Origin of the sequence: Rhizobium sp. YTUHZ044, assembly GCF_051123975.1 — a bacterium.
Classification (GTDB): Bacteria; Pseudomonadota; Alphaproteobacteria; order Rhizobiales; family Rhizobiaceae; genus Rhizobium.
In genome coordinates this window covers 465,296-477,879 of the sequence record NZ_CP101428.1, presented here as the reverse complement: position 1 = coordinate 477,879, position 12,584 = coordinate 465,296, and the positions used below count along the sequence as shown (strand labels likewise).

General features: G+C 61.4%; 12 protein-coding genes. 11 read left to right on the top strand and 1 reads right to left on the bottom strand.

Annotation, left to right across the window (positions count from 1 at the left end; translation table 11 throughout):
* Positions 1 to 56 precede the first annotated feature (56 nt).
* The 11 genes from purU to minE all read left to right on the top strand — a co-directional run bounded on the left by purU (position 57) and on the right by minE (position 9,972).
* Positions 57 to 941: a formyltetrahydrofolate deformylase gene (gene purU, locus NL154_RS27620; RefSeq protein ID WP_434734442.1), complete on the top strand. Its 885-nt coding sequence runs from the start codon at positions 57 to 59 to the stop codon at positions 939 to 941.
* Between the two features lie 3 nt (positions 942 to 944).
* Positions 945 to 1,844 carry a bifunctional methylenetetrahydrofolate dehydrogenase/methenyltetrahydrofolate cyclohydrolase FolD gene (gene folD, locus NL154_RS27615; RefSeq protein WP_434734441.1) on the top strand — a complete coding sequence of 300 codons (900 nt, stop codon included), beginning with the start codon at positions 945 to 947 and terminating at the stop codon, positions 1,842 to 1,844.
* Between the two features lie 91 nt (positions 1,845 to 1,935).
* Positions 1,936 to 3,069, top strand: a complete 1,134-nt coding sequence (locus NL154_RS27610; RefSeq protein WP_434734440.1) for an aminomethyltransferase family protein — start codon at positions 1,936 to 1,938, stop codon at positions 3,067 to 3,069.
* 11 nt (positions 3,070 to 3,080) lie between these two features.
* Complete coding sequence (locus tag NL154_RS27605; RefSeq protein ID WP_434734439.1) at positions 3,081 to 3,686, top strand: dimethylamine monooxygenase subunit DmmA family protein; 606 nt, start codon at positions 3,081 to 3,083, stop codon at positions 3,684 to 3,686.
* Positions 3,683 to 4,648 (top strand): PDR/VanB family oxidoreductase, encoded by a 966-nt coding sequence (locus NL154_RS27600; protein ID WP_434734438.1) that lies wholly within the window; start codon positions 3,683 to 3,685, stop codon positions 4,646 to 4,648. Before NL154_RS27605 ends, NL154_RS27600 begins: the two co-directional genes overlap by 4 nt.
* A 24-nt stretch (positions 4,649 to 4,672) precedes the next feature.
* Positions 4,673 to 5,713, top strand: a complete 1,041-nt coding sequence (locus NL154_RS27595) for a heme-dependent oxidative N-demethylase family protein (protein ID WP_210632426.1) — start codon at positions 4,673 to 4,675, stop codon at positions 5,711 to 5,713.
* A 104-nt stretch (positions 5,714 to 5,817) separates the two neighbouring features.
* Positions 5,818 to 7,155, top strand: coding sequence for an NAD(P)-binding domain-containing protein (locus tag NL154_RS27590; protein WP_210632425.1), 1,338 nt, complete (start codon positions 5,818 to 5,820; stop codon positions 7,153 to 7,155).
* 176 nt (positions 7,156 to 7,331) lie between these two features.
* Positions 7,332 to 7,934: a methyl-accepting chemotaxis protein gene (locus NL154_RS27585; protein ID WP_210632424.1), complete on the top strand. Its 603-nt coding sequence runs from the start codon at positions 7,332 to 7,334 to the stop codon at positions 7,932 to 7,934.
* 208 nt (positions 7,935 to 8,142) lie between these two features.
* Positions 8,143 to 8,868, top strand: coding sequence for a septum site-determining protein MinC (gene minC / locus NL154_RS27580; protein ID WP_434734437.1), 726 nt, complete (start codon positions 8,143 to 8,145; stop codon positions 8,866 to 8,868).
* 31 nt (positions 8,869 to 8,899) lie between these two features.
* Positions 8,900 to 9,715 (top strand): septum site-determining protein MinD, encoded by an 816-nt coding sequence (minD, locus tag NL154_RS27575; protein ID WP_064684611.1) that lies wholly within the window; start codon positions 8,900 to 8,902, stop codon positions 9,713 to 9,715.
* Complete coding sequence (minE, locus tag NL154_RS27570) at positions 9,712 to 9,972, top strand: cell division topological specificity factor MinE (RefSeq protein ID WP_011428260.1); 261 nt, start codon at positions 9,712 to 9,714, stop codon at positions 9,970 to 9,972. Before minD ends, minE begins: the two co-directional genes overlap by 4 nt.
* 59 nt (positions 9,973 to 10,031) lie before the next feature.
* On the opposite strand, the gene NL154_RS27565 is transcribed toward minE, so the two are convergent.
* Positions 10,032 to 12,401, bottom strand: coding sequence for a DUF1989 domain-containing protein (locus NL154_RS27565; RefSeq protein WP_434734436.1), 2,370 nt, complete (start codon positions 12,399 to 12,401; stop codon positions 10,032 to 10,034).
* Between the last annotated feature and the right edge of the window lie 183 nt (positions 12,402 to 12,584).

Below are 12,584 nucleotides of genomic sequence, written 5' to 3'. Positions count from 1 at the left end.
GGACAGCTCGGCATGACCGGACTCTCTATACCTGAAAGGGTGAAGGAAGAGACAGCATGAAGAGCTTCGTACTCACCGTATCCTGCAAATCGACGCGCGGCATCGTTGCGGCGATTTCGAGCTATCTGGCCGACAAAGGCTGCAACATCATCGACTCCAGCCAGTTCGACGATCTCGATACCGGCAGGTTCTTCATGCGCGTCAGCTTCATTTCGGAAGAGGGACTGTCGGGCTCCGCCATCAGCGCCGATTTTGCCGCCGTCGCCGCGCCCTTCGAGATGGATTACGACTTCCACGACAGCGAGAGCCGCATGAAGGTGCTGCTCATGGTGTCGCGCTTCGGCCATTGCCTCAACGACCTGCTCTACCGCTGGAAGATCGGGGCGCTGCCGATCGACATCGTCGGCGTCGTCTCCAACCATTTCGATTACCAGAAGGTCGTCGTCAACCACGACATCCCCTTCCACCACATCAAGGTGACGAAGGAGAACAAGCCGCAGGCCGAGGCCCAGCTCGTCGATCTCGTCGAGCAGACCGGCACCGAGCTGATCGTGCTCGCCCGCTACATGCAGGTCCTCTCCGATCAGCTCTGCAGGCAGATGTCGGGCAGGATCATCAACATCCACCATTCCTTTCTGCCGAGCTTCAAGGGCGCCAACCCTTACAAGCAGGCCTATCAGCGCGGCGTCAAGCTGATCGGCGCCACCGCCCATTACGTCACCGCCGATCTCGACGAAGGCCCGATCATCGAGCAGGACACCGCCCGCATCACCCATGCGCAGTCGCCGGACGACTATGTCTCGATCGGCCGCGACGTCGAAAGCCAGGTGCTGGCCCGCGCTATCCACGCCCATATCCATCATCGCACCTTCATCAACGGCAACCGCACCGTCGTCTTCCCGGCCAGCCCCGGAAGCTACGCATCCGAACGCATGGGCTGAGAGATGGTCGAGGTCATCGACGGCAAGCTTGTAGCTGCATCCGTAATTCAGACGGTCAAGAGTGCGACGGCAGCGCTGGAAAAGAGCAGCGGCGTCACCACCGGCCTTGCGGTCATCATCGTCGGCGACGATCCGGCAAGCCACGCCTATGTCGGCTCCAAGAGCCGCATGGCCAAGGAATGCGGTTTCAAGTCTGTGCAGCACACGCTGCCGGCCGAGACGACGCAGGAGGAACTGGCAGGCCTCGTCGCCACCCTCAACGGCGATCCGTCGATCCATGGCATCCTCGTGCAGCTGCCGCTGCCGAAGCCGCTCGATAGCGAGCCGATCATTCAGTCCATCCTGCCGGAAAAGGATGTCGACGGCCTCAGCGTCGTCAATGCCGGCAAGCTTGCCACCGGCGACCTGAAGACCGGTCTGGTCTCCTGCACGCCGGCTGGCGCCATGGTCTTCGTCCGCCGCACCCATGGCGAGGATCTCTCCGGCCTCAACGCCGTCGTCATCGGCCGTTCCAACCTGTTCGGCAAGCCGATGGCGCAACTGCTGCTCAATGCCAATGCGACGGTGACGATCGCGCATTCGAGAACCAAGAATCTCGCCGAGGTCTGCCGCAACGCCGATATTCTGGTCGCCGCCGTCGGCCGGCCGGAAATGGTCAAGGCCGATTGGGTCAAGCCCGGCGCGACCGTGATCGACGTCGGCATCAATCGCGTGCCGGCTCCTGAGAAGGGCGAGGGCAAGACCCGGCTCGTCGGCGACGTCGCCTTCCGCGAGGTCTCCGAGGTCGCCGGCACCATCACGCCGGTTCCGGGCGGCGTCGGCCCGATGACCATCGCCATGCTGATGGCCAATACGGTCATCGCCGCCCATCGCACCGCCGGGCAGACGCCGCCAAAGTTTTGAGTGGAATGCCGTCTGGCGGGCTTGCCATGACGCGAAAGATTTATATAGTCAGGAAATAAATATTCCGTAGAGGAAATAAGAGGGAACGGAAATGGCTCTATCATGGCGTTTCTCCGCCTTGGCGGATCGGCATCGCGCACTGGGATCGAAGCTCGAGGACTGGAGCGGCATGGGAACCGCCTGGACCTACGAGAAGGACATGTCGGAAGAACATGTCGCCGTTCGCACCAAGGCCGGCATCATGGATGTCTCGGGTCTGAAGAAGGTGCACCTGGTCGGCCCGCACGCCATCGCCGTACTCGACTACATCACCACCCGCGATCTGACGAAGATCTATCCCGGCCGCTCGGTCTACGCGACCATGCTGAACGACCGCGGCCACTTCACCGACGATTGCATCGTCTATCGCACCGGCCCGAATTCCTGGATGCTGGTGCATGGATCCGGTTCCGGCCACGAGGAAGTCGTCAAACAGGCGGCAGGCCGCAACTGCGCGGTGCTCTTCGACGACGACCTGCACGACCTGTCGCTGCAGGGTCCGCTTGCGGTCGATTACCTCGCCAAATATGTGCCCGGCATCCGCGAGCTCAAATATTTCCACCACATGCAGACGACGCTGTTCGGCGCGCCCGTCATGATCTCGCGCACCGGCTATACCGGCGAGCGCGGCTACGAGATCTTCGTGCGCGGCCAGGACGCCGTCATGGTCTGGGACAGAATCGTCGAGGAAGGCAAGGAGATGGGCATCATCCCCTGCTGCTTCTCGGTCCTCGACATGCTGCGCGTCGAAAGCTACCTGCTGTTCTACCCCTACGACAATTCGCAGATGTATCCCTTCGCCGACCAGCCACCCGGCGACAGTCTCTGGGAACTCGGCCTCGACTTCACCGTCAGCCCCGGCAAGACGGGCTTCCGCGGCGCCGAGGAACATGCGCGCCTTAAGGGCAAGGAGCGCTTCAAGATCTTCGGCATGCTGATCGACGCCGACGGACCGGCCGATCTCGGCGACGAGGTCTTTGCCGACGGCAAGAAGGTCGGCGTCATCACCTGCCCGAGCTATTCGTCACTGACGAAGAAATCCATGGCGATCGTCCGCCTCGACGTTGACAAGGCGGTGCACGGGACGAAACTCGAAGTCCGCGGCAAGACCGTCGAGGCAGGCGCCACCGCCCATACGCTTCCCTTCGACGATCCGGAGAAGAAGAAGAGGACTGCCGTAGGTTAAGGAGCGCGCCAATGCTCGTCGCAGGCATCAAGAGCCGACCAGTCTACAAGGGCCTGACCATCCAGCCGCGCGCCCGGCGGCACATTTTCGCACTCGAAGGGGAGGGCGCCAAGGCTCTCCTCGATCAGCAGCCGGCGCTTGACGAAACGGCTCTTTCCCGCAGCGAGATCCTCTATGTCGCCCGCGGTTCTCGAGGCTCCGGCCTCGATGAACCCCTGCGCCGGCTCGGCGCCGACATGTTCTTCACGGCGCCGACGATCGCAACGCTGCTCTTCCGGTTGAAAGGCTCGCTCGCGACGGCTCACATGGGCACTCGGCTTTATATCTCCGGCACGGAGGGCTTCATCGGCCAGGCGATGCTCGTGGCGCTTGACTACGGCATGGACCACGCCTCCATCATCACCGAGCATCGCGGCTCCCTTGCCAGGCGGGTGCAATGCGTCCATTGCAAGGGCATCACGGACGACGTCACCACCAGCCCCTTCGCCTGCAGCCATTGCGGGCTGACGCTTCTTGTCCGCGATCACTATTCGCGGCGGCTTGCCGCCTTCCAGGGCGTCAACATCGACGCGGAAGAGCCCGGCAGCGCGCCTCAACCAGAGGAGTTGTTCCTTTGAGCGGCGGCACTGAAATTCCCGTGCGCGTAGCGCGGATCACTCCGATCGCCGAGCGCGTCAAGCGTTTCCGCTTCGAGCGCCTGGACGGAAAGCCGATGCCGTATTTTTCAGGCGGCGCCCATATCATCGTCTCGATGAACGATGGCGGCCATATGCGCCGCAACGCCTATTCGCTGATGTCTCCCCCGCACGACTGCGCGGCCTACGAAATCAGCGTGCTGCATGTCGAAGATTCACGCGGCGGCTCCACCTTCATGCATGAGAACGTGAGCGAAGGTGACGAGCTAAAGGTCAGCTATCCCGTCAACCTCTTCCAGCCCGACTGGCGCGGGCGCAAGCATCTTCTGATCGCCGGCGGCATCGGCATTACCCCTTTCATCGCGATGATGGAGCAGTTTTCCCGCGAAGGCGCCGCCTTCGAGCTGCATTATGCGATCCGAACGCGCGACCGAGGCGCCTATTGGCGGGAGCTCCTGGAGCGCTACGGTCCGCATCGCATCAAGATCTATTGCGACGCGGAAGGCAGTGCCATCCCGCTGACGCGTCTGCTCGACTGCCAGCCACTCGGCACGCATCTCTATGTCTGCGGCCCCTCCGGCATGATCGACGGCGTGATGAAAGCGGGGCTCGACGCCGGCTGGCCGGAGCAGAACCTGCATTCGGAACGGTTTCTTTCCTCTCTGCCCGGGAAGCCCTTCACGATCGAGCTTCTACGCTCCGGCAAGACCGTGAAGGTCGGCCATCACGAAAGCATGCTGGAGGCGATTGAGGCGGCCGGCGTCGACGCCCCCTTCCTCTGTCGCGGCGGCGCCTGCGGTCAATGCGAAACGGCGGTCGCCGTCTGCGAGGGCAAACTGCTGCACAATGACGTCTATCTGACGAGCGAAGAAAAGGCATCCGGCAGCAAGGTGATGATCTGTGTTTCCCGCTTCGAGGGAAACACGCTGCATCTTGATCTCTAACGGCATCGAAAAAGGAGACCGGACATGGCAATCGCCTTCAAGCAAGAAACATTCCGGGACGATTTCAGCTACCGGAACAGCCCCGGGAACATCCGTCGTTTTCCGTTCCCCTTCGACCGCGACGAATACATGTATTCGGTCAACATGGAGCCGCATGTGCGCGGACGGGCGGGAACCGTCTACGAAAACTTGATCGATGTCGACGAGCATTACGTCGCCGAGATGCACGACCGAGCGCTGGTGCTGAAGGAAGATCCGCTGCGCTACCAGGCCCTGCCGCACATGATGAGCGCGCAGTGGGACACGCTCGAACTTTTGATGGAAGAGCAGGCAGCGGGCTACCCCGACCATTTCACCCTGATCCGCAACGGCGACCAGTGGCGCTGGATCAACCGCCCGCTCGGCATCGACGACAGCTTCACTTTCGGCGACGCCTCGACGCTGCCCTATGAGCCCTTCGAATATATCACCCGCCAGGCCCAGGGCGATTTCTGCATCGTCGATCAGCGCGACGGCAATCTGTGGATGGATGCCGGCATGGTGACGACGCAGGCTGACTGGTCGCTCGATTTCGACATCGGCATGAATTTCATGGAATGGCACGGGCCGGTGCCGCTCGCCCATCAGATCGGCGTCTTCGACCGGGCGCTGAAATTCCTTCTGAACCTGCAGCAGGGCAAGCCGACACGGCGCTTCAACTGGACGATGACGATCAATCCGCGGCTCGACACCAGCCCCGAGAATTATCACAAATGGGGGCCCGACCGCACGACGGTGACGCCGGAGAATGTGGGCGAGAAAGTGCATCTGCGGGTCGAGTTGCAAAGCCTCTGGCGACTGCCGCGCTCCAACGCCATCCTCTTCGTCATACGCTGCTACCTGATGAACATGGAAGAGCTCGTCACCGTCCCGAAATGGGCGCGGCGCTTCCCGCGGGTGCTGAAGACGCTGCCTCCGGAACTCATCGACTACAAGGGACTCACCCGTTACCGCGAGACGACGATTGACTGGCTTTCCAAATATGACGACGGGGCTCCGACCAGCCCCGGTATTTATCCGGACTGAAAGAAATGCCGTAACATTTTGAATTTCTGGGTACATCCTCCTTCGATTTCAATTCGAGGAGTTATCCAGGAGACGATGCCATATAATCAAGAGGGGAATGCTTCATGACAAGAGTAGCCGTCATCGGTGCCGGTCCGTCCGGGCTGGCGCAGCTGCGCGCCTTTCAATCGGCTGCCCAGAAGGGCGCCGAAATCCCGGAGATCGTCTGCTTCGAAAAGCAGTCGGACTGGGGCGGGCTCTGGAACTATACCTGGCGCACCGGCCTCGACGAATATGGCGAGCCTGTCCATGGCAGCATGTATCGCTATCTCTGGTCGAACGGTCCGAAGGAATGCCTCGAATTCGCCGATTATTCCTTCGAGGAACATTTCGGCAAGCCGATCGCCTCCTATCCGCCGCGCGCCGTGCTCTGGGACTATATCAAGGGCCGGGTCGAGAAGGCGAATGTCCGCCACTGGGTGCGCTTCAGCACGCCGGTGCGCATGGTCCGCTTCGATGAGGCCACGAAGAAATTCACGGTGACGGCGCATAACCGCATCGAAGACCGGATGTACGACGAGGAATTCGATTATGTCGTCGTCGCGACCGGTCACTTCTCGACGCCGAATGTGCCCTATTTCGAGGGCGTGAAGACCTTCAACGGCCGCGTCCTGCACGCCCATGATTTCCGCGACGCGCTCGAGTTCAAGGGCAAGGACATCCTGATCGTCGGCCGCAGCTATTCGGCCGAAGACATCGGTTCGCAATGCTGGAAATACGGCGCGAAATCGGTGACGACGAGCTACCGCTCGAAGCCGATGGGCTTCAAATGGCCGGAGAATTTCGAAGAACGGCCGCTGCTGACCAAGCTCGAAAACCGCACGGCGCATTTCCTCGACGGGTCGAGCAAGGAAGTCGACGCCCTGATCCTCTGCACCGGATACCAGCACCATTTCCCCTTCCTGCCCGACGACCTCCGGCTGAAGACGGCCAACCGCCTGTGGGCCGACAGCCTCTACAAGGGCGTGATCTTCGACAAGAACCCGCAGCTCTTCTATATCGGCATGCAGGACCAGTTCTATACCTTCAACATGTTCGACGTTCAGGCCTGGTGGGCGCGCGACGTGATGATGGGCCGCATCACCCTGCCGCCGGAAGAAGAACTGAAGGCGAATTTCGACATGTGGCGCGCCCGCGAGGAGACGCTCGAGGATGCCGAACAGATGATCTGGTATCAGGGCGACTATGTGAAGGAACTGCTCGCGGAGACCGATTATCCCTCCTTCGACATCGAGGGGACCAACCGGACGTTCATGGAGTGGGAACATCACAAGGCCGAGAACATCATGGGCTTCCGCGACCATGCCTACCGATCGCTGATGACCGGCAACATGTCGCCGAAGCATCACACGCCCTGGGTCGAAGCGCTCGACGATTCCATGGAGGAATATCTGCGCAACTGATGGCGGAGGCCGCATAATTTCTTAGATCCGAATCGATTTCCGGATAGAATCATGCTGCAGATTCAAGGTGCTACGGCGCCGCGTGGCAGTAAGAGAGCCGTTCGTTGCGGCTCCCTCCAACGTTTAAAGTGAAGTGAGTAACCAATTTGCAACTCCTCCTTTCGAGCGAGGCCTTCGTGGATTTTCAAACAAGCATTCTCGGGCGCATGAGCGGTTTTCTTTACCGCTGCCGCGCCGACGAAAACTACACGATGCTTGAGATGACCAACGGCATCGAGCGCATCTTCGGTTACCCCGCCGACGAAATCATCGGCAACAGGACACGGACTTTCACCTCAATCATGTACGAGGAAGACGTGCCTTTGATGGACGAGGTAGTGGGGAGGGCGCTCGAGAAGCGGACGGACTGGACGATGGAATACCGTATACGTCATGCCAGGGGTCATCTCGTCTGGGTGACAGAGACCGGTGGCGGAATCTGGGACGAGAAGGGTGAACTTCTCTATCTCGAGGGCAGCATCATCAATATCGAATCGCTCTATCAGCGAATCGACGAACAGACCGCCGACATGCGCGTCACAGCCTCGAAGACCAATGAGATCCTGCAGTCGCTGCGCTATCTCAAGCTGCTCGCCGTCAATGCCGGCATCGAGGCGGCCCGTGCCGGCACGGCAGGGTCAGGCTTTGCCGTGCTTGCCGCCGAGATGCGCACGCTCGCCAACTCCTCGGAAGAGGCCGCACGCGCCATTTCCAACGCGCAACGCAAGCCGGAAGGCTGAGCGCTACGAAGCAGCGGCAGAATTGCGGCTCACATCGAAAAATCTGCATCATTAACCGTCCCGCGCGGAACTAATATTATTTCTTTTCAAAAGGTTGCGGAACTCCCTCGGTTGAAAAATCTCGTCGCATTATCGGCATTGTTAGGGCCGCGTTAACCTTTTGTTAACCATACCGGCGGTAGACATGGTCAACGATTTCTTCACATAGATGACCAAAGTGCTAACAGACGCTCGCTCTATCCGCATCAAGGGCCGCTCTTTCCTGGCGGTCATGCTGTCCCCGGACCTGCCGATCGATGATTGGCTGACCAGACTGGACGATCTGGCTGCCCGTTCGGCCGGTTTCTTCCTCGGACGGCCTGTCGTGCTCGATCTGACGGACCTGCAAATCGACCGGCCGCAGCTGAAGGACCTCATCGCCGAACTTGCCAAGCGCAATGTCAGCATTATGGGGATCGAGGGCGCCCGGCCGTCGATTCTCGGCGCGGGCATGCCTCCGGCGCTGAAGGGCGGCCGCTCCGCCTCCGACGTCGAGGTTCAGCCGAATGAGCCTGCCGATCCGGTGGCCAAGCCGGCAGCAACCGAGACCCGCCCGGTAACGACAACGCAATCCATCGTCATCAGGGAACCGGTGCGCTCGGGGCAGTCAGTGATCTTCCCCGAAGGCGACGTCACCATCGTTGGCTCGGTCGCCTCGGGCGCCGAGGTGATCGCCGGCGGCTCCGTCCATATCTACGGCGCGTTGCGCGGCCGGGCCATGGCAGGCTCCATCGGCAACGCGTCGGCGCGGATCTTTTGCCGCAAGCTCGAAGCCGAGCTGGTGGCGATCGACGGCATCTACAAAATGGCTGAAGACATGGCCCCCAATCTTCGCGGACAGGCTGTTCAGCTCTGGCTCGAAGAGGACGCGATCATGGCGGAAAAACTGATCTGACCCGGCTGCGGCCACGGCAAAGGAGAGAGAAATGGGGAAAGTGATCGTCGTCACGTCAGGCAAGGGCGGGGTCGGAAAGACAACCTCGACCGCCGCATTGGGAGCGGCGCTGGCGCAACGCAATGAAAAGGTCGTCGTCGTCGATTTCGACGTCGGCTTGCGCAATCTCGACCTCGTGATGGGCGCAGAGCGGAGGGTCGTCTACGACCTGATCAACGTCATCCAGGGCGACGCCAAACTCACCCAGGCGCTGATCCGCGACAAGCGGCTGGAGACGCTGTTCCTGCTGCCGGCCTCTCAAACCCGCGACAAGGACAACCTGACGGCCGAGGGCGTCGAGCGCGTCATCAACGATCTGAAGCGCTATTTCGACTGGATCATCTGCGACAGCCCCGCCGGAATCGAGCGCGGCGCAACGCTTGCCATGCGCCATGCCGATGTCGCCGTCGTCGTCACCAACCCTGAGGTTTCGTCGGTGCGCGACTCCGATCGCATCATCGGCCTTCTCGACGCCAAGACCGCCAAGGCCGAACGCGGCGAGCGGATGGAAAAGCACCTGCTGCTCACCCGCTATGACGCCAACCGCGCCGAACGCGGCGACATGTTGAAGGTCGACGACGTCCTCGAGATCCTCTCCATCCCGCTCCTCGGCATCGTGCCGGAGAGCATGGATGTGCTGCGGGCGTCCAACATCGGTGCGCCGGTCACGCTGGCGGAAAGCCGCAGCGCGGCTGCGATGGCTTATTTCGATGCCGCGCGCCGGCTCGCCGGCGAAACCTTGCCGATCACGATCCCCGAGGAAAAGCGCAATCTATTCGGCAAGATCTTCGGACGGAGGGCAGCATGAATATCTTCCGTCTTTTCAACAAGCAGAGAACGGCACCCGCCGCCCGCGAACGCTTGCAGGTGCTCCTTGCACACGAACGCTCATCGGCAGGATCGGACCTTGTTTCGCTGCTGCGCGAGGAAATCCTTGCGGTCATCGCAAAACATGTTGAGCTCGACCACGACAAGGTGCAGGTGACGATCGACCGCAACGAGTTTGTCTCCACTCTTGAGATCGACGTCGAAATCCCGCTGAACGCAGCCGTACAGGCCGCTTGAGGGCAATATCCGGGGGACGACGGACGGAACCGATCGTCGTCTCCCGAACACGAAGTGGGTTACGATCGCGGGCGCGTCTTCTGCGGATCGTAATGCGAAAGCGGCACGATCGTCGCCGGCAAACGCTTCTGGTGGCCGTCGAGCTTGCCGATCTCGACCTCGGTGCCCGGGCTCGCATGCATCACGTCGATGCGGGCAAGCGCGATCGTCTTGCCGAGAACAGGCGAGCGCGTGGCGCTGGTGACGACGCCGATCTGGGCCCGGCCGATATGGACGCAATCGCCATGGCCGACCGCCTCGTTCGCCTGGATATCAAGGCCGACGAGCAGATGGCGCGGATGTTCCTTGCGCCGGATCAGCGCCTCGCGGCCGATGAAATCGTCCTGTTTGGATTTCAGCGGCACGGTAAAGCCGATGCCGGCCTCGAACGGATCCGTCTGGTCGGTGAATTCGTGGTGGGCAAAGATCAGGCCCGCCTCGATGCGGACCATGTCGAGTGCCTCCACCCCCATCGGCTTCAGCCCGTGCGGTTGGCCTGCCTCCCAGACGGCATCGAACACCCCCAGCGCATCCTTCGGATGACAGAAGATCTCGTAGCCGAGCTCGCCGGTATAGCCCGTGCGCGAGATCACGACCGGCGCCCCCTCGAAGCCGCCGATGCGGCCGACGGTGAAGCGGAACCATTCGAGCTCGCCGATCGCGGGCTGGCGCGGCGCCGTCCAGATAATCTCCTTCAGGATGTCGCGGCTCCGCGGCCCTTGCAGCGCGATATTGTGCAACTGATCGGTCGATGAGCGAACCCAGGCCTTGAAACCCTTCTTCTCGGCCTGCTGACGCAGCCATATGCCGCTGAAATCATCGCCGCCGATCCAGCGGAAGTTCTTGTCGCCGAGTCTGAAGAGGGTGCCGTCGTCGATCATGCCGCCGTTTTCGTAGCACATCGCGGAATAGACGACCTGGCCGGTCGAGAGTTTTCGCACGTCGCGCGTCAGGCAGTATTGCAGCAGTTCCTCGGCGTCCGGACCCGTCACTTCGAACTTCCGCAAGGGCGAGAGATCGATGACGGCGGCGCGCTCGCGGCAGGCCCAGTATTCCTCGACCGGTCCTTCGGACGAGAAGCGGTTCGGCAACCAGTAGCCGCGATATTCCGTATAGTCTCGCGTCAACGCCGAAAGGCGGGGATGGAAGGCGGTTTCGCGCGTCAGTTCGGCTTCGGCATCTGGGGTCATGCGATAGGCTACCGCTCGTGAGAATTTCTCTTTTCCGGAAAAGGTGCGGACGTGGATATCCGTCGGATCCCAGCCGTTCGCCGCATCGATATCGTCAGGGCAGGACGATGAGACGCAGACGAGATCCGTCAGCGCACGCATCAGCACGTAATCGCCGGGACGCGACCAGGGCTCGTCGAGATAGAGCTGGTTGTTGTGGTCGATATTGGTGTTGTAGAAATAGTTCAGCGCTTCCCAGCCCTTGCGCCCGGCAATGCCATAAGGCGCCAGCGCCGCGTTGAAATTGTCCGTGCAGTTGACGTGGCCGGGATAACCCATGTCGTCGTAATAGCGTGAATTGCAGGCCGTTGCGAAAGCGTCGTGGCGGCCGACCGTGTCCTGGACGATCTCGACCAGCGGCTCGAAGTCGCGATCGAAGGCCTTGGACGGCAGGCCGGGCGTGGGATAGCTGCGACCGAGCAGCGTGCGAGTGACGGTCGAATCGAGCGCCAGATCGAGGCCCTTGTCGACCTTGCGGGCGGCAAAGGCCTGGAAATCGGTGCACTGGCGCCCATAGACATCGATGATCTGGATAAATTCGCCGGCGCGCACGAAATAAGCGGCGGCGCTCGCCGCCCGGATGCGGATATCCTCGATCGGATCGGCCGCCGGTTCCGGCAGGGCGGAGGCATAGTCGCGGATCAGCAGGCTGCGCTTGATCCGGATCTCGATCGGCGTCGCCGTGTCCTGCGCCTCCGGCGACATGGCGCCGGCGGGTGCCGCAACGATCAGCAGGCCCTTCACGGCAATCGTGAACTCCGCCAGGCTGCCCGGCGTCGATCCTGCCCCGAAGATGCGAAGCGCTCCGGCCGCTGCGAGATCGGCGCCGCGCCGCTGAAGTGCCGCGCGCATGCGGGCAGCACTCTCATCCTCTGCCTGAAGAATGGCCTTCAAGCCCTCGGCTGAATTGCTGAATGCCGTTCCGAGACCGGCTGCCTGGAAGCGCCCTTTTTCGTCAAGGAAGGAGAGCTCACAAATCTGCCCGCCTTCGCTGTCGATGACGCTCACGCGGTCGCCCGGCTCCACGCGCACGACGACCGATCCGCCACCCTTTGCCCGGTAGCGTTCAGTGCCCGCCGGCAGGGCGGGAATACCGGGGTAATGGACGAGGCTCGGAACGATCGTTCGGGGGCCCGGCATGACAGGATGAAGTTCTCGCATTCTACCCTCATGGGGGATCGGCATGCCCTTCAGCATACGCCCATACAGGTTACAAAATGCCTGTGGAAAGTAAAGTCATATTGACTAAAAAGAAAATATCTTCACTATGCATCAAGAGTTCAGGCTCGGAGAATCCGTCGGGAGCGCGGATCGCCAAAATCATCCGAGCGCGCTCGAGACCGT